17 protein-coding genes are annotated in these 21,451 nt (G+C 71.2%); 3 read left to right on the forward strand and 14 right to left on the reverse strand.

Annotated elements, in window-relative coordinates:
• Positions 1-224: 224 nt before the first annotated feature.
• The 3 genes from pruA to ACFV6D_RS06045 all read right to left on the reverse strand — a co-directional run bounded on the left by pruA (position 225) and on the right by ACFV6D_RS06045 (position 3,873).
• A complete protein-coding gene (gene pruA / locus ACFV6D_RS06035) occupies positions 225-1,853 on the reverse strand; it encodes an L-glutamate gamma-semialdehyde dehydrogenase (protein WP_380375138.1) in 1,629 nt (542 codons plus the stop codon).
• Between the two features lie 161 nt (positions 1,854-2,014).
• Positions 2,015-3,280 (reverse strand): FAD-dependent oxidoreductase, encoded by a 1,266-nt coding sequence (locus ACFV6D_RS06040; RefSeq protein ID WP_380558634.1) that lies wholly within the window; start codon positions 3,278-3,280, stop codon positions 2,015-2,017.
• Positions 3,277-3,873: a PadR family transcriptional regulator gene (locus ACFV6D_RS06045; protein ID WP_063349534.1), complete on the reverse strand. Its 597-nt coding sequence runs from the start codon at positions 3,871-3,873 to the stop codon at positions 3,277-3,279. Before ACFV6D_RS06045 ends, ACFV6D_RS06040 begins: the two co-directional genes overlap by 4 nt.
• Positions 3,874-4,015: 142 nt before the next feature.
• Here ACFV6D_RS06045 and ACFV6D_RS06050 point away from each other — a divergent pair, with 142 nt between their 5' ends.
• Entirely contained in the window at positions 4,016-5,653 is a 1,638-nt protein-coding gene (locus ACFV6D_RS06050; protein WP_380558637.1) for a PucR family transcriptional regulator, read from the forward strand.
• Positions 5,654-5,683: 30 nt separating this feature from the next.
• On the opposite strand, the gene ACFV6D_RS06055 is transcribed toward ACFV6D_RS06050, so the two are convergent.
• The gene (locus ACFV6D_RS06055) at positions 5,684-7,174 is read right to left on the reverse strand and encodes an alkaline phosphatase PhoX (protein ID WP_363368945.1); all 1,491 of its coding nucleotides are present in this window, start codon (positions 7,172-7,174) and stop codon (positions 5,684-5,686) included.
• Positions 7,175-7,438: 264 nt separating this feature from the next.
• A complete protein-coding gene (locus ACFV6D_RS06060; RefSeq protein ID WP_380558640.1) occupies positions 7,439-8,641 on the reverse strand; it encodes a hypothetical protein in 1,203 nt (400 codons plus the stop codon).
• 206 nt (positions 8,642-8,847) lie between these two features.
• On the opposite strand from ACFV6D_RS06060, the gene ACFV6D_RS06065 reads away from it, so the two are divergent.
• Entirely contained in the window at positions 8,848-9,291 is a 444-nt protein-coding gene (locus ACFV6D_RS06065) for a VOC family protein (RefSeq protein ID WP_063349531.1), read from the forward strand.
• A gap of 63 nt (positions 9,292-9,354) precedes the next feature.
• Here ACFV6D_RS06065 and ACFV6D_RS06070 read toward each other — a convergent pair whose 3' ends face one another.
• Positions 9,355-11,004: a hypothetical protein gene (locus ACFV6D_RS06070; protein ID WP_380558643.1), complete on the reverse strand. Its 1,650-nt coding sequence runs from the start codon at positions 11,002-11,004 to the stop codon at positions 9,355-9,357.
• A 345-nt stretch (positions 11,005-11,349) separates the two neighbouring features.
• Here ACFV6D_RS06070 and ACFV6D_RS06075 point away from each other — a divergent pair, with 345 nt between their 5' ends.
• Positions 11,350-12,681, forward strand: a complete 1,332-nt coding sequence (locus tag ACFV6D_RS06075; RefSeq protein ID WP_380375149.1) for an MFS transporter — start codon at positions 11,350-11,352, stop codon at positions 12,679-12,681.
• 462 nt (positions 12,682-13,143) lie between these two features.
• On the opposite strand, the gene ACFV6D_RS06080 is transcribed toward ACFV6D_RS06075, so the two are convergent.
• The 8 genes from ACFV6D_RS06080 to sufB form a co-directional block, all read right to left on the reverse strand.
• Positions 13,144-15,423, reverse strand: a complete 2,280-nt coding sequence (locus tag ACFV6D_RS06080) for a hypothetical protein (protein ID WP_380427293.1) — start codon at positions 15,421-15,423, stop codon at positions 13,144-13,146.
• Positions 15,424-15,513: 90 nt separating this feature from the next.
• The gene (locus ACFV6D_RS06085; RefSeq protein WP_279634938.1) at positions 15,514-15,894 is read right to left on the reverse strand and encodes a metal-sulfur cluster assembly factor; all 381 of its coding nucleotides are present in this window, start codon (positions 15,892-15,894) and stop codon (positions 15,514-15,516) included.
• Positions 15,895-15,915: 21 nt separating this feature from the next.
• The gene (gene sufU / locus ACFV6D_RS06090) at positions 15,916-16,368 is read right to left on the reverse strand and encodes a Fe-S cluster assembly sulfur transfer protein SufU (protein WP_063349529.1); all 453 of its coding nucleotides are present in this window, start codon (positions 16,366-16,368) and stop codon (positions 15,916-15,918) included.
• Between the two features lie 16 nt (positions 16,369-16,384).
• A complete protein-coding gene (locus ACFV6D_RS06095; protein WP_063349528.1) occupies positions 16,385-17,644 on the reverse strand; it encodes a cysteine desulfurase in 1,260 nt (419 codons plus the stop codon).
• Complete coding sequence (sufC, locus tag ACFV6D_RS06100; protein ID WP_063349527.1) at positions 17,641-18,405, reverse strand: Fe-S cluster assembly ATPase SufC; 765 nt, start codon at positions 18,403-18,405, stop codon at positions 17,641-17,643. Before sufC ends, ACFV6D_RS06095 begins: the two co-directional genes overlap by 4 nt.
• Before the next feature lie 6 nt (positions 18,406-18,411).
• Positions 18,412-18,729: a bifunctional 3-phenylpropionate/cinnamic acid dioxygenase ferredoxin subunit gene (locus tag ACFV6D_RS06105; RefSeq protein ID WP_063349526.1), complete on the reverse strand. Its 318-nt coding sequence runs from the start codon at positions 18,727-18,729 to the stop codon at positions 18,412-18,414.
• A gap of 5 nt (positions 18,730-18,734) precedes the next feature.
• Positions 18,735-19,967: a Fe-S cluster assembly protein SufD gene (gene sufD / locus ACFV6D_RS06110; protein WP_363368927.1), complete on the reverse strand. Its 1,233-nt coding sequence runs from the start codon at positions 19,965-19,967 to the stop codon at positions 18,735-18,737.
• Positions 19,968-20,031: 64 nt separating this feature from the next.
• Positions 20,032-21,447 (reverse strand): Fe-S cluster assembly protein SufB, encoded by a 1,416-nt coding sequence (sufB, locus tag ACFV6D_RS06115; protein WP_363368925.1) that lies wholly within the window; start codon positions 21,445-21,447, stop codon positions 20,032-20,034.
• Positions 21,448-21,451: the final 4 nt, after the last annotated feature.

Raw genomic sequence — 21,451 nt, forward strand, 5'->3', positions numbered from 1 at the left:
GGGGGTGGGTGTTCTTCTGGGGGGGGGGGGGGGGGGGGGGGGGGGGGGGGGGGCGCGCCGGCGCCCCCCCCCCCCGGGCGGGCGACGCCCGGCTGCGGGGCCGGGCGTCGCGGGTGACCGGAGTGGTCAGGCGACCGGAACGGTCGGGTGACTGGAACGGTCGGGTGACCGGCGCGGCCACGTGACCGGGACGGTCAGGCAACCGGAACGGTCGGGAGGGGCACTCAGCCCATGTGCGGGTAGCGGTAGTCCGTCGGCGGGACGAAGGTCTCCTTGACCGAGCGGGTCGAGGTCCACCGCGCCAGGTTCTGCTTGGCACCGGCCTTGTCGTTGGTGCCGGAGGCCCGGCCGCCGCCGAAGGGCTGCTGGCCGACGACGGCGCCGGTCGGCTTGTCGTTGATGTAGAAGTTGCCGGCCGCGAAGCGCAGCTTGTGCATGGCGTCCTGGGCGGCCGCGCGGTCCTGGGCGATGATCGCGCCGGTCAGGCCGTAGGCGGAGGCCGACTCCATCTGGGCCAGCATCTCGTCGTACTTGTCGTCCTGGTAGACGTGCACGGCGAGGATCGGGCCGAAGTACTCCTCGCGGAAGTACTCGGACGCCGGGTCCTCGCAGACGAGGACGGTCGGGCGGACGAAGTAGCCGACCGAGTCGTCGTAGGTGCCGCCGGCCAGGACCTCGACCGCGGGGTCGGCCTGGGCGCGGTCGATGGCGGCCTTGTTCTTGGCGAAGGCGCGGTCGTCGATGACGGCGGACATGAAGTTCGCCAGGTCGGTGACGTCGCCCATGGTGAGGCCGTCGACCTCGGCGGCGAACTCGTCCTTGAGGCCGGCCCAGATCGAGGCCGGGACGTAGGCGCGGGAGAGCGCCGAGCACTTCTGGCCCTGGAACTCGAAGGCGCCGCGGGTCATCGCGGTCTTCAGCACGGCCGGGTCGGCGGACGGGTGGGCGACCAGGAAGTCCTTGCCGCCGGTCTCGCCGACGATCCGCGGGTAGGTGCGGTAGCCGGCGATGTTCTCGCCGACGGAGCGCCACAGGTGCTGGAAGGTGGCGGTGGAGCCGGTGAAGTGGATGCCGGCCAGCGCCGGGTGCTTGAGCGCCACGGCGGAGACGTCCAGGCCGTCGCCGGTCACCATGTTGATGACGCCCTTGGGCAGGCCGGCCTCCTCCAGCAGCTGCATCAGCAGGTGCGCGGAGTACTGCTGGGTCGGGGACGGCTTCCAGAGCACCACGTTGCCCATCAGCGCGGGCGCGGTCGGCAGGTTGCCGGCGATCGCGGTGAAGTTGAACGGGGTGATCGCGTAGACGAAGCCCTCCAGCGGGCGGTGGTCGCTGCGGTTCCACACGCCGTCCGAGGAGATCGGCTGCTCGGCCATGATCTGGCGGGCGAAGTGCACGTTGAAGCGCAGGAAGTCGACCAGCTCGCAGGGCGTGTCGATCTCGGCCTGCTGGGCGGTCTTGGACTGGCCGAGCATGGTGGCGGCGGCCAGGGTCTCGCGCCAGGGGCCGGCCAGCAGGTCGGCGGCCTTGAGGAAGATCGCGGCGCGGGAGTCGAAGGAGAGCGCCTGCCAGGCCGGGGCCGCGGCCAGGGCAGTGTCGATGGCCTCCTGCGCGTCGGCCTGGGTGGCGTTGCGCAGGGTGCCGAGCCTCGCCGCGTGGTTGTGCGGCTGGACGACGTGGATCTCGGCGCCGCCGCCCATGCGGTGCTCACCGTTGATCGTCATGGTCAGCTGGACCGGCTCCTGGCCGCCCAGCTCCTTCAGCTTGGCCTCCAGACGGGCCCGTTCCGGGCTGCCCGGGGCGTAGCTGTGGACCGGCTCGTTCACCGGCGCGGGGACCTGGGTCACAGCGTCCATAGAGCGCACGCTCTCCTTCGTTGATGCGGGGGGATGCCGGCGTGGGTCGCACGTCGGCCACAGCACGAACGCTATTCCTGCCCCTGGGGCCACTTGATTGGCCGGGCGGCTAAATTCCCCCGTACGGCGTTGTCCGGCCCGACGAAGGGGTCACGGCGCAGTCACGGCGCGGTCACGGCGCGCCGTTGACGGCCCGTCGCGCCGGAGGCCACCGGGAGCACCGGCCGGTCCCAGTCGATCCGGTGGCCGTGCACCGGGCGGAGCATCTTCTCCGGGCTCAGGAAGGTCCGCATCGCGATCGGCGCGAGCAGCCGGAACAGCGCCCGGCCGACCGGCCCGGAGGACTTCTGGTTGTTGGTGCGCGCCGCGTTGGCGGCGATCTTCTCGACCCGGGGCCGGCGCAGCGCCTCGTAGGCGGCGAAGGCGGCGGTGTGGTCGGGCAGGTCCCGCAGGCAGCGGGCGAGTTCGACGGCGCTCTCGACGGCCAGCGAGACGCCCTGGCCGGAGCTGTTGGAGGGGGCGTGCGCGCTGTCGCCGACCAGCACCATCCGGCCGCGGTACCAGTGCGGGACGGACGGCATGATCTCCAGCCGCGGGAAGACCTCGACGGTGTCGGCGGCGGCCTCGCGCAGCGCGTCCCGGGCGGGCAGGTCGTCGGCGTGCAGGTCGCGGACCCGGCGCAGCCACTCCTCCGGGCTGACGGCGCGGACCTGCTCGGCGGTCAGCTGTTCGGGCTGCGGGATGTTGCTGAACCAGGCCGTCCCGGCGCCGTCCGGCAGCCCCCAGTAGCCGAAGAAGGCGCGGGCGCCGTTGGCGAAGTGCATGGTCTCGCCGCGTCCAGCCCGGCCGGGCAGCCGGTGCGGGCTGTAGCCGCCGACGCCGAGCAGGCCGGTGTACTGCGCGCCGGGTGCGGCCGGGTCGATCAGGGTGCGGACGGTGGAGCGGGTGCCGTCGGTGCCGATCAGCAGGTCGCCGGCGGCGGTGTCGCCGTCGGCGAAGCGGGCGGTGATGCCGTCGGCGCCCTCCTCGGCGCCGACCAGCTGTTTGCCGTAGCGGACTTCGATGCCGCTCTCGCGCAGCCGCCGCTGGAGCACCTCGTACAGTTCGGCGCGGCGCATGACCCGGCCGGGCGGCAGGTCGGGGAGGCCGGCGAACTCGGCCAGCACGCCGCCCCGGCCGTCCTCGATCAGCATCGGGCCGATCGGCTGTCCGATCGCGCCGACCTCCGCCCCGAGCCCGACGGTCGCCAGGGCGTCGAGCCCGTTGGGGGCGATCATGAAGGTGCCGCCGATGCCCTCGGCGGAGGACTCGTAGGCCTCGAAGACGACGGCTTCGACGCCGGCCTTGCGCAGGGCCAGTGCCGTCACCGGCCCGGCGATGCCGCCGCCGATGACGAGGGCCCTCTTCTCCCCGTTGCTCGTACTCATTCCAGACTCCCGAAGATCTCGTGCCAGGTCCGGATGAACTCCGGCTCCTTGAGTCGACCGACGAGGTGCTCGACGAAGCGGCCCTCGGCCTCCAGCGCGCCGACCCGGTGCTCCTCCTCGATCAGGAAGATCCAGGCCACGCCGTCGTCCGAGGCCTTCCGCAGGGCCGCCCGGATGCCCGCCACCTCGGCGGCCAGCGCGGCCCGCCGCTGTTCCAGCAGTTCCACGGCCTCGGCCGGCGGGACCACCATGAGCAGCGACAGCGCGACCCCGAACGCGGGGTACTCGTGCTGCGGTTCGGCGACGAGTTCGCGCATCCAGTCGGTGAGCTCCGCCCGGCCCTCGGGGGTGACGGCGTAGACGGTGCGCTCCGGTCGCTGGGTGTCGCGGACGGTCTCCTGTTCGGCGACGAACCCGGCCTTCCGCAGCTGCTCCACGACCATGTACAGCGAGCTGCGGTTGTACTTGATGTTGCGGTCCTTGCCGTGCTCCTTGAGCCGGCGCCCCATCTCGTACGGGTGCATCGGCCCGGCCACGAGTTCGGCCAGGACCGCGAGGGCCAGCGGGTTCGACACCTTGCGTCGCTTCGCCACGAGACGTCCTCATCTCTTGGTCAGTACTGACTATCCACTCCTGAATAGTCAGAGTCAACTATTTACGAAAGCCGGGCCGCGACTCTGTCCGCCCGGCTAAAATCAACCACACGGCATTGTCCGAGCGGATGAAGGAGGCCCGATGACGACCCCCGGCCTCCCAAGCTCCCCCGGACTCCCGCCCACCTCCGGCCTCCCGCTCCGCCGGCTGCTGATGTCCCTCGGCGAACCCCTGGTCGAACTCCAGGCCGCCCCGCAGGGCCTGGACGTCCCGGTCCGCGACGTCGCGATCCTCGACCCGGAGGACCCGCCGACCGCCGCCCCCGGCGAACTCGTCCTCGCGATCGGCGCCCGCGGCCGCGCCGCCCTCCCCGCCCTGCGCGCCGCCGGACGGGCCGGCGCCGCGGCGGTCGCGGTCAAGCTGGACGGCCCCGGCCAGGCGGACGCACTGCGCGAGGCCGCCACCGAGGCGGGCGTCGCCCTGCTCTCGGTCCGCCGCGAGACCCGCTGGGAGCACCTCGACTCGCTGGCCCGCGCGATCATCGCCGGCCCGGACGCCCCGGACACCCCCGGCGCCCCCGAACCCAACGCAGGCGACCTCTTCTCCCTCGCCCAGACGGTCGCCGTGCTCACCAACGGCATCGTCTCGATCGAGGACACCTCCAGCCGGGTGCTGGCGTACTCCCGCTCCTCCGACTCGGACGAGGTCGACGACCTGCGCCGGCTCTCCATCCTCGGCTGGCAGGGCCCCGAGCCGTACCTGTCCAAGCTCCGCGAGTGGGGCATCTTCCAGCACCTGCGCACCTCGGACGCCCCGATCGCGGTCGAACCGCACCCCGAACTCGGCCTGCGCCGCCGCCTGGCGATCGGCATCCGGGCCGGGGCGCAGCCGCTCGGCACCATCTGGGTGCAGGAGGGGGCGCAGCCGCTGGCGCCGCTCGCCGATCAGGCCCTGGTCGGCGCCGCCCGGGTGGCCGCCGCCCAACTGGTGCGCCGCCGACGCGAGTTGTCCGCCGACATGCGGCTCACCCGGACGCTGCTCACCGGCCTGCTGGAGGGCTCCACCGGCCCGCAGTCGCTCGCCACCCACCTGGGTCTGGACCTGCGCCGCCCGGCCACCGTGCTCGCCTACGGCGCGCACACCACCGAGGCGCTGCACCGCTCCGACGTCACCGGCCTGATCTCGGTGCACACCGCCGCCCGGCACCGCACCGCCCTGCTCGCCCCGATCGAGTCCCGGGTGTACGTGCTGCTGCCCGAACTCCCGCCCGGCCTGCCGATGGCCACCGTGCGCGGCTGGGCGGACGAGGTGGTGGCTGCCGCCCGGGAGCACCTCGGCGTCCCGCTGCGCGCCGCGATCGGCTCGACCGTGGACGGCCTGGCCCAGGTGCCGGACTCCCGCGCGCAGGCGGACCGCATCCTGGACGCGATGAGCCGCGGCGGGGTGGACCTCGACGTGGCGGCGCTGATCGACGTCCAGGCCGAGGTGCTGGTCAGCGAGATGCTCGCGCTGCTCCAGGAGCGCTCCGGCCTGCGCGACCCCCGGCTCACCGCGCTCGCCGCGTACGACCGCCGGCACGGCACCCGGCTCGCCGAGTCGGTGCTGGCCTGGCTGGACGCGCTCGGCGAGGTCCGGGTCGCCGCGGACGCCCTGCACATCCACCCCAACACCCTGCGCTACCGGGTGCGCCGCGCCGAGCAGTTGACCGGCATCGACCTCGCCCAGCCGCAGCAGCGCCTGCTGGCGATGCTGCAACTGAGGCTGCCCGCGGACGAATGACCGCGGGCAGCCCCTTCGACACCCGCTACGTCACTCGCCGTAGCCCTGGCCGCGCTTGTGCTCGTTCAGCCGGTGCCACGGGCCGGTGATGGCCAGCTGGATGCCCGGGGTCTGGATGTTGGCGAAGAGGGTCTTGCCGTCGTCCGAGAAGGTCACCCCGGTGAACTCGCTGAACTCCGGCTTCTCGGCGGTACCGATGTTCAGCTCGTTGCGGGCGATGGAGTAGGTCAGCCCGTCCTCGGTGGCGCCGAACAGGTGCGACACGCCCTCGCCGTCCTCGGCGATCACGATGCCGCCGTACGGCGAGACGGTGATGTTGTCCGGGCCGTCGAAGTTGTCGTGGTCGCCCCAGACGTCGGTGTTGACGCCGAGCAGCACCTTCAGGGTGATGGTGCGGCGGGTCGGGTTGTAGAACCAGACCTGACCGTCGTGCTGCACCGGGCTCTCCGAGCGGGCGAAGCTGGAGACGAAGTAGAAGCCGCCGTCACCCCACCACATGCCCTCCAGCTTGCGGGCGCGGGTGACCTCGCCGTCCTTGAACTGCTTGCGGATCGAGACGGTCCTGGCGTCGCGGTCCTGGACCTTGACCCAGTCCGCGCCGTAGGTGGTGCCGACCTTGGTGGCACGGGAGAGGTCGTCGACGAACTTGCCCTGGGCGTCGAACACCTTGAAGGCCTCCAGCACGCCCGCGTCGGCGGCCAGCTTGCGCAGCTGGTAGCGGCCGTGCTTGAAGCCGGCCGGCGGGGTCCAGCGGAACAGCAGGCCGTTGGGGTTCGAGGCGTCCTCGGTCAGGTAGACGTGGCCGCGCTTCGGGTCCACCACGACGGCCTCGTGCGCGTACCGGCCGAAGGCCTTCACCGGCTGCGGGTCGCGGTTGTAGTCGTCGTCGAACGGGTCGACCTCGAAGATGTACCCGTGGTCCTTGGTGAAGCCGTTCTTGCCGGCCTTGTCCTCGGTCTCCTCGCCGGACAGCCAGGTGCCCCACGGGGTCACGCCGCCCGCGCAGTTGGTGGAGGTGCCGGCGATGCCGACCCACTGCTCGACCGAGCCGTTCCGCTTGGCGTGCACGATGGTGCAGCCGCCGGCCGCGCCCGGGTCGTAGACGTGGCCCTCGGTCAGCGGCACCGGGTACGGCCAGTTGGCGCGGGCGCCGGACAGCTCGTGGTTGACGACCATCAGGTTGCCGCCGCGCTCGTCCTCGAAGGCGGAGGTGCCGTCGTGGTTGCTCGGGGTGAACTCGCCGGTGCGCAGCCGGGTGACGCCGGCGCGGTTGACGACCTTGTACGCGAAGCCCTTGGGCAGCGACAGCAGCCCGGCCGGGTCCTGCACCAGCGGGCCGTAGCCGATGGCGGCGCGCACCGCACCGGTGTCACCCGCCGCGGACGCGGCCGGCAGCTCGCCGCCGGCCGGGGCGGCGATCGCGCCCGGGGCGCTGGCCAGCGCCTCCGCGCTGCCGGCGATCAGCACGCCGGCCCCGACGAGGGTGGAACGGTTGACGAAGTCCCGGCGGGACAGCGGCATGGCAGCAACTCCTGAGGAATCGGCCGCCGGACCGGGGGCGGGCCCGGTGCCCGGCGGGCGGGGCGTCGAGACGGGGCGTCGACGCCCAGCAGACTCCGCCGCGGGGATGAACCAGGCATGACGCCCACCTCACGCCCAGGCGGCCATTTGCCAACCGATGACCGACACATGACCTCCGCTTTGCCTGAGACGCCCCGCCGAGGGCCACCCCGACCCACGACGCCCTGCCGAGGGCCACCCCGACCCACGACGCCCTGCCGAGGGTCACCCCGACCGCGTCGTCCGCCACTGCTCCCAGGCCGACAGCCACAGCTGCTCGGCGAGCCGGTGCTCCTCCCAGACCTCCGGCCCGCCGCCCCGCCGCTCCCGCCCGAGCTGCTCCCAGGCCCGCTGCGCCGGCAGGCTCGCCACCTCACTGGCGAACACCGTGTACCGGACGACCTCCTCGACGGCCGCCCCGCCCTCCGGCGTACCGATCAGCCAATGCGTGTGCCGGGCAAGCCGGTTGAGGTGGTTGACCATCGCGGTCAGCGCCGTCACCGCCTCCTCCCGGTTCTCGGTGGCGAGCCGCATCTGCTGGCGCACCGCCACCTCCCAGCGCACCTCGTAGGCGTCCCCGCGCGGGCGCCGCGGCGTCCGCCCGGCCCGGACCTGCGCCTCGACGGCGGCGGACGCGGCGACGCTCTGCGCGATCAGCTCCCGGTGCGCCTCCAGCCCGACGGCGGGCGGCAGTTCACGCTCCTCCACCGGGACCTGCCGGGCCCGCCGGGCGGCCAGCTCGCCCAACAGCTCGGCCCGGCCGCGCAGGTACGGCTCGAAGTCCGCGATCCCGCCGAGCTCCACGCCGCCGGGCGGCACCCCGCGCCCGCACACCGTCACGGTCAGCCCGCCGATCCGCAGCCGCCCGGCCCAGACCGGTGCAGCCCCGTCGGCGGCCGATGCGCCCGGCCAGAGCACCGGCCGGTCCTCGTGCACCTCCACCGGGTACGGCTCGCCGTCCACGGTGATCCACTCACGCAACGCCCGCACCCGGCCCGGCCCGTCGCCCTCGTCGACCCCCAGGTGGTCGTAGACCCGGTCCCGTTCGTCCTCGACCACGTCCTCCAGCTCGGGCAGGTCCTCGCCGCGCTCCGCGTCCGGCCGGTAGGTGCGCACGCTGACGTACGGGCCGGCCACCGAGCTCCAGTCGCCGGACTGCACCTCGACCCAGGCGAGTTCGCCACCGGAGGTCTCGAAGGCGGCCAGCGCCTCGCCCCAGCCGCCCGTCCCGCCGCCCCCGCGCGACAGCCCCGCGACCACGCCGTACACCGGGAAGTCGGCCGCGGCCACCGTCCGGCGGGAGAAGTCCTCCACCGCGGCGAGACGCTCCTCCTTGCTCCTCGGGTCCGGGACGCGCGCAGGGTCCGTCCGCCCGACGTTCCACTCCGGGGGCCTGCCGCCACTCTCCCGCATCATCCTGTGCCGCACCCCCGAGTCCTCGCGCCCGCACCGCCGACGCCACCTTAGTGCCCGGGACCTGCCGGGTCATCAGCTCGGGTACCGGGCACCGGCGCAGGCCGCGTCGGGACGCCCGGCCGCCGACGGGCCCGGGCCGTGTCAGGACTGCTGGTTGCCGGCCGGCACCGGCCGTGTCAGGACGCGCGGTTGTCAGCCGCCCTCCCTACCCTGGCGGCATGACAGCAGACAGCAGCTTCCCGGCCCGGATCAGCATCGTCACCCTCGGGGTCTCCGACCTCGACCGCAGCGCCCGCTTCTACGAGGACCTGGGCTGGCGGCGGTCCTCCGCCTCCAGTCCGGAGATCGTCTGGTTCCGCACCGCCGACTCGGCGCTCGGCCTCTTCCCCACCGAGGAGCTGGCCGCGGACGCGGGCGTGCCCGCCACCGGTGAGCCAGCCTTCCGCGGCGTCACCCTCGCAGTGAACCTGGAGTCCCCCGCGCTGGTGGACGCCGCGTTGAAGACGGCGGTCGAGGCCGGCGCCGTGGTGGTCAAGCCGCCGGTCCCGACCAGCTGGGGCGGCTACTCCGGCTACTTCGAGGACCCGGACGGCCACCTCTGGGAGCTGGCCCACAACCCGTTCTTCCCCTTCGCCGAGGACGGCTCCCTCGATCTCCCCTGACCCGCCGGCCCATCAGCCCGTCGAAGCCCCGTCGGCCCCCCGAAGCCCCCCCCCGTCGGCCCGTCAGCCCTTGGACCGCGCCTTGAAGGCCGCCTTGCGCGCCTCCTTGGCCACCGCCCGGTCCAGGTGCAGCTCCCCGACGGCCTCCAGGACGTCCGCCGTGTACGGGTGGTCGACCCGCCAGAGCTCGCCGAAGTAGGACGCAGGGTTGCCGGTCACCGGCAGGTCCGCGATCAGCTCGCGCAGCAGTTCGGCGTCGCCGCCGCTGTCCAGCAGCTGGGCGGCGAAGGTGTCGACCACCGTCCACAGTGCCATCGTCCGCTCCGGTACCGGCACGTCCGTCGCTCCCTTCGAGGTCAGCCAGGCCCGGGCGGCGCCGCCCAGCTCGGGGTCGTCCAGCACGTCGCGCACGGCGGGCTCGGCGGCCGCGCCCAGCATGTTCAGCGCCGAGACGCCGAGCATCCGCCGCATCGGGGCGTACGCGTCGTCGCCGCGCGCCGCCGCCAGCAGCTCGCGCGCCGCCGCCACCGGCTCCCGGCCGGTGATCCAGACCCGCAGCTCCTCGTCCGGCAGCACGTTGGCGGCCTCGCACACCGCGCGCAGCAGCTCGGCCGCGTCGCCCTGGGCCAGCTCGCCGACCAGCGGCGCGTCGTAGCCGTCCTCCAGCAGCCACTGCCGGATGCCGTACTGGCCGAGCGGGGTGAGCCGGACGAGCCCGAAGCGCGCCGATTCCTCATCGTCCAGCGGCGCCTCGCCGACGAGGGCGGGCTCCTCGCCCTCCGGGCCCTCCTCCTCGTCGAACAGCTCCGGGTCGATCGGCCGGTACTCCAGCAGGCCCAGCTCGGCCAGGTCGCCCAGCATCGGGTCCAGTGCGACCATCACATCGGTGATGTCGCCCAGCAGCTCCTCGCTCGGCTCCTCGCCCTCCGGCACCACCAGCAGCGCGGCCAGCACGCCCAGCGGCACGGTCTCGTTGCCCGGATCGGCGAAGGCGGTGGTCTCGTACAGCACCTGCAACGCCTCGTCCAACAGCTCGGCGGCGGCGTCCCGGGCCTCCTCGACCTCGCTCAGGGCGTCCTCGTCCTCCTCCCCGCCCTCCACGGCCTCCCCGGCCTCCCCGGCCTCGGCGGCCCGCACGGCCTCCTCCTCCGGCAGCGAGTCGGCCTCCACGGCCAGCTCCCGGACGATCCCGGCGGCGGTCAGCCACAGCTCCAGGACGGTCTCCGGGTCACCCTCCTCGGCGGGCTCCAGATCCGGGCCCGGCACGGCGACGTGCTCACCGGCCGCCGTCGTCCCGATCTCCACCAGGTCCAGGTCACAGGCCAGCGACCAGGCCCGCATCGCCTCGACCTCCGCCTCCTCCGGCACCTCCCCCTCGGCGGGCGCCAGGCCCAGCAGCTGCGCCGCCGGCGCCCGGTCCTCCTCCACCAGGTCGCCGAACTCGTCCACCACCCGGTGCGGGGCGGCCCAGCGGGCCAGCGCCAGCGCGTACCCGAACATCGGCACGGCCTTCGCCAGGGCGGCCAGCTCCTCCTCGGCGGGCAGCTTCACCGGCGGTACCAGGACCGCCGCGTCGTCCAGGTCCTCGTCGTCCAGCCCGTGCGCGGCGAACGCCCCGTAGAGGTCCTGAAGCTCCAGGTCGGCGGGCAGAACCGGCTCGGCCGCACTCTCTCCCGGCGAAGCCCCGGCGTTCTTCCGACGTCGTCCGGCCATCGTTGTGCGTTCTCCCTCAGCCAGCGGTCCGCCTATCAGCTCAGCGTCCCGATCCACCACCTCAGCGTATAGGCCGGGCACCCCCGATGCCCGGCCTCAAGGGGCGCGCGCCGCAACCGTGCGCCCACCCTTTATCCTTCGCATTGGCACCGTGCACACCCCGCGCGGGCCACCGGGCAATGAAGCCCTTCGCCCTCCCCGCCCGACACCGGGCAGGAGGGGCCCACTCAGCTCACCCGCTCCACCAGGGAGCCCCGCACCTCGGCCACCACCACAGCGCCTCAGGACGGGCGCGCCGGCACACCCCGCCGACCCGGTGGTGCCCTGCCACAGGAGATCCCTTACATGGCGGACCTCTCCCCCGCCGGCTCCGGCCTGCGCACCGCGCAGCTCGACGGACGCCGACTCTCGGAGGCCCTGCTTCCCCTGGAGCTCGCGCCCCGCGCCCAGCTCCAGCTCGCCGCGGTCAGCCGCTGGAACGCGCTGCGCGGTGTCCGCGTCGGCCTGGTCGCCGCCGCCCTGCTGCTGATGCTGATCGGTGCCAACCTGGCGACGCCGATCTACCCGCTCCTCCAGCAGCGCCTCGGCCTCGGCCCGCTCGACACCACGATCCTCTTCACGATCTACGTGTTCGCGCTGGTCCCCGTGCTCGCCGTGGTCGGCCACTGGTCCGACCACCTCGGCCGCCGCGCCCTGATCCTGCCCGCCGTCGCCCTGGCCGCCGCCGGCGACGTCGTGTTCGCCACCTCGGGCAGCTTCTGGCAGCTCGCCGCCGGCCGGGCCGTCCAGGGCATCGCCGTCGGCCTGTCCACCGGCGCCGCCGGGGCCGCCCTCGGCGACCTGCTGCCCGACCACCCGACGCTCGCCGCCAAGCTCACCCTGGCCTGCTCCGCCGGCGGCGTCGCGCTCGGCCCGGTGGTCGGCGCCCTGCTCGCCAACGGCACGGACCCGCTGCTGACGCCCTTCCTGCTGCACGCCATCGCCCTGCTGGCGCTCTGCGTGCCGCTGGCCCTCGTCCACCCGCGGATGCCCGGCCGCAACCGCCCGCCGGCCACCCCGCCCCGCATCACCACCCCGGCCCACCTGCGCCCCCGCCGGCTCGCCCTGCCCCGCACCGGCCGCCGCGAGTTCCTGCTCGCCGCCTCGGCCGGCTTCATCTCGTACGCGGTGTTCGGCGTCTACTTGGCGCTCGCCCCGGCCTTCTCCGCCAAGCTGCTGCACACCTCCTCGCACCTGACCGGCGCGATCGTGGCCGCCCTGCTGCTCGGCTCGTCCGCACTGGCCCAGCTCCTCGTCCCGCCCACCTCCGACCGCCTGGTCATCGCCCTCGGCATGGGCGGCCTCGCCGCCGGCCTCGCCCTGGTCGTCGCCGCCCAGTACACCGAGACCCCGGCCCTGCTCTTCATCGGCAGCGTCCTCGGCGGCATCTGCCAGGGCGTGGCCTTCCGCTCCCTCTTCACCACCGCCGTCGCCGCGATGAACCCGGAACGCCGAGGCTCCGAGCTCAGCTCCCTGTGGATCATCGTCTACCTCGGCAGCTCCCTCCCCATCGTCGCCGTCGGCGCCCTGGTCCAGCACTACGGCCTCCTCCCCGCCGTCAGCGGCTTCGCCGCCATCGCCGCCGCCCTCTGCACGGCCCTGGCGATAGCCGTCGCCCGCAAACCCAAGCAGTCCTGACCCCACGCACGAAACGCCGCTGCCCGGGACTTCACGAAGAAGTCCCGGGCAGCGGCGTCACCGCGAACGGTCCTCACCCTCGCCGCGGAAGTCCTCCACCTTCGGTAGGCCTCGCCCCAACGAGTACTCGAGCACGACGGCCGATCGAGACCCGACCAACAGCCTCACAGAAGGCTGTGAACAGCTGTACCCGGTGCGCAGCGCTGGTGCCTCGCAGCGCCGCAAGCAGGCCAAAACAGAGGACCACGGCGATGAGCACCGGGGCCGCCAAGGCGACCAGAGCCAGCGGTGTCAGATTCATTTAGTGCTCTCCTAGCACTCCGTCAAAGGACCTGGTGTGCCTCCGACCGATCGGAAGCACACCAGGCCTCGCAGTGCAGAGGCGATCCCTCACCCGCGGCATGATGCATCGAGCGAGGTCAGAGGCCGTTGCCTGGAATTCCAGGCTGGACGCTGCGGACCTCAGCGCCGGTGACCGCGCTCAGGATCGCGGGCGTTCTCGGATCGGAACGGCTTGAACCATTCTTCCGGCTGCAGATAGGCAATGCCCATCTGGTGATGCAGCGAACTGCGAGGGTCCGCCACTGAGCTGAGCCAGGGATCGTAGAGGAAGAGGACGTCGTGATCCTCGAAAAGAAGGTCGGAGCAGGTCCGCCAGTCGTAGTCTTCTTCGTCAGCCGGGATTCCCGCCGTGATCTCGGCAACGAAGTCCGGCTCGTCCAGGGTCATCGATGATGCGTACTGGAGACAGAGGTGCAGTGCCATCTCCTCACCGGTACAGCGTGGCGACGGCAGCCGACCGCCCCGGATGTCGTCGGCGAGATCATCGAAACAGCGCACGAATTGCCGCCGCCACGCCCCGTCCATCCGCCACGTCTGGGACGGCAACTCGTCCAGGACGAAGTACCACTCACCGTCGATCTCGACCGGACAGTCACCCGCTTCCCGCACACTCTCGTTAACCATGTCACCGAGGATCTCGAGCTGGGCGAGAAGTACTGCCAAGGTGCGCCGAGTGGGACTCCAAGGAGTGTCATCCTCCTCGTCCCACTCCCTGTCATACCAGCTCCGCCCTTTTTCCGGCTGGTCATAGACACCTGGCTTGTGGAAGTACGCGTGTGCCTCTTCGTCTCCGGCCTCGGCCGCGAGTCGGAACCACTCGTCAGCTTCGTCATACTTGTACTGGAAGACGAAGTGATTGCCCATGAGCCTCATGGCGACCTCGTCCCCCAGATCAACTGCCCGCTGCAGCACCCCTCGCGCAGCCTCGGGATCGCTCGGGCGGAGGATCTCTGCCAGCCCGCGCATGGCACCGAGATCACCTGCGTCGACCAGCGGAAGCAGCGCGTCCTCTGAAACGGACGGCAAGTCGTTCATGTAGGCGGCCAGCGCGATGTTGAACCGGTCTCCGGCGTTCACGGCAAGGCCGAGGGCGGTTCGCCAGATCGGATCCGGCACCAAGGACGGCCCAACACCGCGCTCGCGCAGCGTCGCATCGACCAGATAGTCGAACGGACGGACCCCTGGTCCGTCGGGCAGGAGCGGTGCCGTCACGCCGTACCGCACCTCCGTTGCCCACCGAACAGCGGCTTCAGAGCTCTCCGGAGCCAGAAGCGCCTTGTTGCTCCCGGGAAGGTAGATCTCATGGACTTGCTCCAGGACGTCCAGTCGCAGCGGCATGGGCGCACCCGCAAGGGCGAGACCAATAGCGCTCTGCACCAGAGCGGCTCCCCGTGGATTGCCGCTCACCCGAGATGCCTGGGCCAATTCACGCCAGATTTCCGGGCCTGCGGCGAGGTACTCCGCAATTCCATGGTCAGCCACATGTCCAAGAGCATCCTCCAGCCGACTGTCGGGGACGATCACCAGTTGCTCGCGCACCCGCGCAAGCTCGGCCTCGGACCACAGCCGTTCGACACTGAACTCCACGCAGGACCTCAGAATGTCCAGACCAGTACCACTCTCCACATGCTGTTGGCGGAATGCCAACCTCATGGTGGCGAAAACAACCAATCCAGCCCGACGCAGCGCCCGGAGGCCGTTCATGTCGAGGCCGGGCGGTGGAAGGTACTTCTCAAGGTTGTCGAGCCAGAGAACTCGTGGAGTCCCAGTGGGACCCAGCCGAGTACGGGGCAAGCTACGGATCAGGTCAGCGAGTTCCAGGGAGCCGCTCGGTACGAGCAACTGAGCGTCGGGGAGTACCGCTAGAAGGGCTTCGTACCCCATGCGCGTCTTGCCGGTCGTCGAGTCCCCGCTGAGAAGGATCATCCCTCCGGTGGCCGCCGCCTCCCCAAGTGCCGCACGGACCCGAACATCGATGTCCCGTCCGATGTAGGCAGGGAAGTCCGATCCGAGATCTCCAGCGCGGGCCCGGTGTACACCGAGCTCCCACAGTTCGAAGTCCCGAACCGTTACGGTTTCACCTCGGGGCGCTTGCGGAGGCTCTTCCTGGGCCGCGCGGTAGAGCCGCTCCCAGTCACGCTCATCGCTGAAGCGACCACGTACCCCGGCTATCTTGTCCAACACGAGAAGCAGTGTCCTAAGGGCGTTCAGGCCCTCCGGCAACCCTTTCCCTCTGCGCCAGGCGCTGACGGTCGACCTCTTGAGCTCGACACCGCCACGGATGGTTGCACTTGTCGCGACGATAGTCTTCAACGGCGGCCGGCCGGCCTGCACAATTGCGGCGTCGATCCGGGCCGCGAAGCTCGCCCGGGCGGCTCCGGGTGAATGCCAGTTCTCCACCGGGCCACCATACAAAGTCCGGCCAACAACGAAGGCCGGACTGCTTCCAGTACAACGGAGCAGTCCGGCCCAAGCGAGAAGCGCGAGCCGTCAGACGTTGAAGCCCAGGGCGCGGAGCTGGTCGCGGCCGTCGTCGGTGATCTTGTCGGGGCCCCACGGCGGCATCCAGACCCAGTTGATGCGCAGGTCCTGGACCAGGCCGTCGGTGGCGGTCTTGGCCTGGTCCTCGATGACGTCGGTCAGCGGGCAGGCCGCCGAGGTGAGCGTCATGTCGATGGTGGCCACGTCGGACTCGTCGATGTGGATGCCGTAGATCAGGCCCAGGTTGACGACGTCGATGCCCAGTTCGGGGTCGACGACGTCCATCAGGGCCTCGGTCAGGTCCTCCACGGACACGGTGCCGGCGGTGGTGCCGACGATGACGACGCCGTTCGGCTGCTCCTCCGCAGCGGAGGGGGTTTCGTCACTCATTGTTCTGTCCTCCTCTGCGGGTCAGTCGTTCACGGCGGGGTGCTGGGCGAGCGCCTGGGCGGTGGCGTCCTTCCAGGCCATCCAGCTGAGCAGGGCGCACTTGACCCGGGCGGGGTACTTGGAGACGCCGGCGAACGCGACCGCGTCCTCCAGCACCTCCTCGTCGCCCTCGCCCTGGCCCTTGCTCTGCATCAGCTCCAGGAAGGCCTCCTGGACGGTCTGCGCCTCGCCGACGGTCTTGCCCACGACCAGGTCGTTCAGCACCGAGGCGCTGGCCTGGCTGATCGAGCAGCCCTGGGACTCGTACGAGACGTCGGCGACGGTCGAGCCGTCGAGCCGCACCCGCAGGGTGATCTCGTCACCGCAGGTCGGGTTGACGTGGTGCACCTCGGCGTCGCCGTCCCGCAGCCCCTTGCCGTGGGGGTTGCGGTAGTGGTCCAGGATGATGTCCTGGTACATCGAGTCGAGCTTCATGTCCTGCCCAGTCCCGTCAGCCGAAGAAGTTCCGGACGTGGTGCAGGCCGTCGATCAGCGCGTCGACCTCGCCCGGCGTCGAGTACAGGTAGAACGACGCCCGCGTGGTCGCCGGAATTCCGTACCGCAGGCAGACCGGCCGCGCGCAGTGGTGGCCGACGCGCACGGCGATGCCCTGCTCGTCCAGCACCTGGCCCACGTCGTGCGGGTGGATGTCGCCGAGGGTGAAGGAGATCGCGGCGCCGCGGTCGACGGCCGTGCGCGGGCCGATGATCCGCAGGTCCGGGACCTCCAGCAGGCGCTCGACCGCGTACGCGGTGATCGCGTGCTCGTGCGCGGCGATCTTCTCCATGCCGATGTCCGACAGGTAGTCGATGGCCGCACCGAGCCCGACCGCCTGGGCGATCGGCGGGGTGCCGGCCTCGAACTTGTGCGGCGCCGGGGCGTAGGTGGACGAGCCCATGGTGACGGTCTCGATCATCTCGCCGCCGCCGAGGAACGGCGGGAGGTCCTCCAGCAGCTCCTGGCGGCCCCAGAGCACGCCGATGCCGGTCGGGGCGAGCATCTTGTGACCGGTGAAGGCGACGAAGTCGGCTTCCAGCGCCTGGACGTCCAGCACCATGTGCGGGGCGGCCTGCGAGGCGTCGATGACGACCAGCGCGCCGACCGACTGGGCCTTGCGGACGATCGTCTCGACCGGGTTGACGGTGCCGAGCAGGTTGGAGACCAGGGTGAAGGAGACCACCTTGGTCTTCTCGGTGATCAGCTCGTCGATGTTGGAGAGGTCGAGCCGGCCCTCGTCGGTGAGCCCGAACCACTTCAGCTTCGCGCCGGTGCGCTGCGACAGCAGCTGCCACGGAACGATGTTGGAGTGGTGCTCCATCTCCGTGATGACGATCTCGGAGTCGGCGTCCACCCGGTACGGCTCGTCGGCCCAACCGAGCATGTTGGCAACGAGGTTGAGCGACTCGGAGGCGTTCTTGGTGAAGATCACCTCGTTGCGGCTGGGCGCGTTGACGAAGGCCGCGACCTTGTCCCGCGCGCCCTCGTAGAGCGCCGTGGCCTCTTCGGCGAGCACGTGCACGCCGCGGTGGACGTTGGCGTTGTGCCGCTCGTAGTAGGCGGTCAGGGCTTCCAGCACCTGGCGCGGCTTCTGCGAGGTGGCCGCGTTGTCCAGGTAGACGAGCGGCTTCTCCTCGTGCAGCACGCGCTGCAGGATGGGGAAGTCCTTGCGGATCGCGTCGGTGTCGAGCAGACCCGTGAACGGATGCGTCACGCGGACGCGCCCCCCTTCACATACGCCTCGTAGCCCTCGTTCTCCAGCTTGTCGGCCAGCTCGGCACCGCCGGACTCGACGATGCGGCCGCCCGCGAAGACGTGGACGTAGTCGGGCTTGATGTACCGCAGGATGCGGGTGTAGTGGGTCACCAGCAGGGTGCCGACCTCGCCGGTCGAGCGGACCCGGTTGATGCCCTCGGAGACGATCCGCAGCGCGTCGACGTCCAGGCCGGAGTCGGTCTCGTCGAGGATCGCGATCTTCGGCTTGAGGAGCTCCAGCTGGAGGATCTCGTGGCGCTTCTTCTCGCCGCCGGAGAAGCCCTCGTTGACGTTGCGCTCGGCGAAGGCCGGGTCCATCTGGAGGGCGGCCATCGCCTCCTTGACCTCCTTCACCCACAGACGCAGCTTGGGGGCCTCGCCGCGGACGGCGGTGGCGGCGGTGCGCAGGAAGTTGCTCACCGAGACGCCGGGGACCTCGACGGGGTACTGCATGGCCAGGAAGACGCCGGCCTTGGCGCGCTCGTCGACGGACATCTCCAGGACGTCCTCGCCGTCCAGCAGCACCGAGCCGCCGGTGACGGTGTACTTGGGGTGGCCGGCGAGCGAGTAGGCCAGGGTGGACTTGCCGGAGCCGTTCGGACCCATGATCGCGTGGGTCTCGCCCTGCTTCACGGTCAGGTCGACGCCCTTGAGGATCTCGCGCGGGCCGTTCTCGGCCTCGACGGAGACGTGCAGGTCGCGGATTTCAAGCGTTGCCATGGGTACTCAGGACTCCTGGTTGACGGAGACGAGCACATCGTCCCCTTCGATCTTTACGGGGTAGACAGCGACCGGCTTGGTGGCGGGCAGGCCGGAGGGCTTGCCGGTGCGCAGGTCGAAGCTGGAGCCGTGCAGCCAGCACTCGATCATGCAGTCCTCGACCTCGCCCTCGGAGAGCGAGACGTTCGCGTGCGAGCAGGTGTCGTTGATCGCGAACACCCCCTCGTCGGTGCGGACGACGGAGACCGGCACGCCGTTGAGGTCCACGCGCTTGGGCACGTCCTCCTGGAGGTCGCTCAGCGCGCAGGCACGGAGGAAGGTCATCTGGATCAGACCGCCGCTTCCAGCTCGGCCTCGATCTTCTCCATCAGCTGGTCCTGGATCTCGGCGACGCCGATCTGCTGGACGAGTTCGGCGAAGAAGCCGCGGACCACCAGGCGGCGGGCCTCGTCGGCCGGGATGCCGCGGGACCGCAGGTAGAACAGCTGCTCGTCGTCGAAGCGGCCGGTCGCGGAGGCGTGGCCGGCGCCGACGATCTCGCCGGTCTCGATCTCCAGGTTGGGGATCGAGTCGACCCGGGCGCCGTCGGTGAGCACCAGGTTGCGGTTGAGCTCGTAGGTGTCGGTGCCCTCGGCGGCGGCGCGGATCAGCACGTCGCCGACCCAGACGGCGTGGGCGTCCTGGCCCTGCAGCGCGCCCTTGTAGACCACGTTGGAGCGGCAGTGCGGGGTGTCGTGGTCGATGACCAGACGGTGCTCCAGGTGCTGGCCGGCGTCGGCGAAGTAGAGGCCGAACAGCTCGGCCTCGCCGCCGGGCGCGGCGTAGTTGACCCGCGGGTGGATCCGGACGACGTCGCCGCCGAAGGTGACGACCACGGACTTCAGCGAGGCGTCCCGGCCGACCAGCGCGGTCTGCTGGGCGACGTGGACGGCGTTGCGGTCCCAGTCCTGGACGGAGACGAAGGTGAGCTTGGCGCCGTCGCCGACGAGCAGTTCGACGTTGGCGGCCCGGGTGCCGGTACCGGTGTGGTTGATCACCACGACGGCCTCGGCGAACGGCTTGACGTCGACCACCACGTGGGCGAAGCGGGTGCCGCCCTCGCCGTGCACGTCGATCTTGACCGGCTCGGTGAGCACCGCGTCCTGGGGGACGGTGACGACGAGCGCCTGCTCGAAGGCGCTGAACGCCTGCGCGGCGACCCGGTCGACGGGCTTGCCGGCCTTGCCCAGGCGGGCGTCGTCGCGGCCGACGGTCTCGGCGGTGACGCCGTCCGGCAGGCTCAGCTCGACCTTGTCCTCGCCCTTGGCCGCCTCGGCGGCGGTGCCGTCGTGCAGGCCGCCCAGGCGGTGCATCGGGGTGAACCGCCAGTCCTCCTCGCGGCCGGTGGGCACCGGGAAGTCGCCGACCTCGAACGAGGGCTTGACGGCGACCCGGGCGTCGATCGGCTGCTGGACGGTGGCGCGGCCGGTGCCGGGGCCGGCGAGCTGGGCGCCGGCGCCGGCGGTGCCGACCTCGATCGACCCGGCGGTGGTGGAGCCGGTGGTGGTGTTGACGTCAGCCATGGCTGTCGTAGTGCTCTCTTCCTCGAAAAGCTCGAAAAGTCGGTGGGCGGTCAGCGGCTGGACGTCAGCCGACCGCGCCCTCCATCTGCAGCTCGATCAGCCGGTTGAGCTCCAGCGCGTACTCCATCGGCAGCTCGCGCGCGATCGGCTCGACGAAGCCGCGGACGATCATCGCCATCGCCTCGAACTCGGTCATGCCCCGGCTCATCAGGTAGAACAGCTGGTCCTCGCTGACCTTGGAGACCGTCGCCTCGTGGCCCATGGACACGTCGTCCTCGCGGACGTCCACGTACGGGTAGGTGTCCGAGCGGGAGATGGTGTCCACCAGCAGCGCGTCGCACAGCACGTTGGACTTGGCGCCCTTGGAACCCTCGCCGATCTCGATCAGACCGCGGTAGGAGGTCCGGCCGCCGCCGCGCGCCACCGACTTGGAGACGATGTTGGAGGAGGTGTTCGGCGCCATGTGCACCATCTTGGCGCCGGCGTCCTGGTGCTGGCCCTCGCCCGCGAAGGCGATCGACAGGGTCTCGCCCTTGGCGTGCTCGCCCATCAGGTAGACGGCCGGGTACTTCATGGTGACCTTGGAGCCGATGTTGCCGTCGACCCACTCCATGGTCGCGCCCTCGTACGCCACGGCGCGCTTGGTGACCAGGTTGTAGACGTTGTTCGACCAGTTCTGGATGGTCGTGTAGCGGCAGCGGCCGCCCTTCTTGACGATGATCTCCACGACCGCGGAGTGCAGCGAGTCGGAGGAATAGATCGGCGCGGTGCAGCCCTCGACGTAGTGGACGTACGCGTCCTCGTCGACGATGATCAGCGTCCGCTCGAACTGGCCCATGTTCTCGGTGTTGATCCGGAAGTAGGCCTGGAGCGGGATGTCGACGTGGACGCCCTTGGGCACGTAGATGAACGAGCCGCCGGACCACACCGCCGTGTTCAGCGCGGCGAACTTGTTGTCGCCGGCCGGGATGACGGTGCCGAAGTACTCCTTGAAGACCTCCGGGTGCTCGCGCAGCGCGGTGTCGGTGTCCAGGAACAGGACGCCCTGCTCCTCCAGGTCCTCACGGATCTGGTGGTAGACGACCTCGGACTCGTACTGGGCGGCGACACCGGCGACCAGGCGCTGCTTCTCGGCCTCCGGGATGCCCAGCCTGTCGTAGGTGGCCTTGATGTCCGCGGGCAGGTCCTCCCAGGACTCGGCCTGCTTCTCGGTGGAGCGGACGAAGTACTTGATGTTGTCGAAGTCGATGCCGGAGAGGTCGGAGCCCCAGGTCGGCATGGGCTTCTTGCCGAACAGCTTCAGGCCCTTGAGACGCAGGTTCAGCATCCACTCGGACTCGTTCTTCTTCGCGGAGATGTCGCGGACGACCTCCTCGCTGAGCCCGCGCTTGGCCGCGGCACCGGCGGTGTCCGGGTCGGCCCAGCCGTACTCGTAGGTGCCCAGGCCCTCGAGCTCGGGGTGCGAAACGGTGTCAGTCATGCGA

The organism is Kitasatospora sp. NPDC059812, from assembly GCF_042732075.1.
Classification (GTDB): domain Bacteria; phylum Actinomycetota; class Actinomycetes; order Streptomycetales; family Streptomycetaceae; genus Kitasatospora.

Bases quoted from the DNA above. Each gene is read 5' to 3' on its own strand.
- pruA (WP_380375138.1), bottom strand. From the start codon at position 1,853: ATGGACGCTGTGACCCAGGTCCCCGCGCCGGTGAACGAGCCGGTCCAC.
- ACFV6D_RS06040 (WP_380558634.1), bottom strand. From the start codon at position 3,280: ATGAGTACGAGCAACGGGGAGAAGAGGGCCCTCGTCATCGGCGGCGGC.
- ACFV6D_RS06050 (WP_380558637.1), top strand. From the start codon at position 4,016: ATGACGACCCCCGGCCTCCCAAGCTCCCCCGGACTCCCGCCCACCTCC.
- ACFV6D_RS06055 (WP_363368945.1), bottom strand. From the start codon at position 7,174: ATGCCGCTGTCCCGCCGGGACTTCGTCAACCGTTCCACCCTCGTCGGG.
- ACFV6D_RS06065 (WP_063349531.1), top strand. From the start codon at position 8,848: ATGACAGCAGACAGCAGCTTCCCGGCCCGGATCAGCATCGTCACCCTC.
- ACFV6D_RS06070 (WP_380558643.1), bottom strand. From the start codon at position 11,004: ATGGCCGGACGACGTCGGAAGAACGCCGGGGCTTCGCCGGGAGAGAGT.
- ACFV6D_RS06075 (WP_380375149.1), top strand. From the start codon at position 11,350: ATGGCGGACCTCTCCCCCGCCGGCTCCGGCCTGCGCACCGCGCAGCTC.
- ACFV6D_RS06085 (WP_279634938.1), bottom strand. From the start codon at position 15,894: ATGAGTGACGAAACCCCCTCCGCTGCGGAGGAGCAGCCGAACGGCGTC.
- sufU (WP_063349529.1), bottom strand. From the start codon at position 16,368: ATGAAGCTCGACTCGATGTACCAGGACATCATCCTGGACCACTACCGC.
- sufC (WP_063349527.1), bottom strand. From the start codon at position 18,405: ATGGCAACGCTTGAAATCCGCGACCTGCACGTCTCCGTCGAGGCCGAG.
- ACFV6D_RS06105 (WP_063349526.1), bottom strand. From the start codon at position 18,729: ATGACCTTCCTCCGTGCCTGCGCGCTGAGCGACCTCCAGGAGGACGTG.
- sufD (WP_363368927.1), bottom strand. From the start codon at position 19,967: ATGGCTGACGTCAACACCACCACCGGCTCCACCACCGCCGGGTCGATC.
- sufB (WP_363368925.1), bottom strand. From the start codon at position 21,447: ATGACTGACACCGTTTCGCACCCCGAGCTCGAGGGCCTGGGCACCTAC.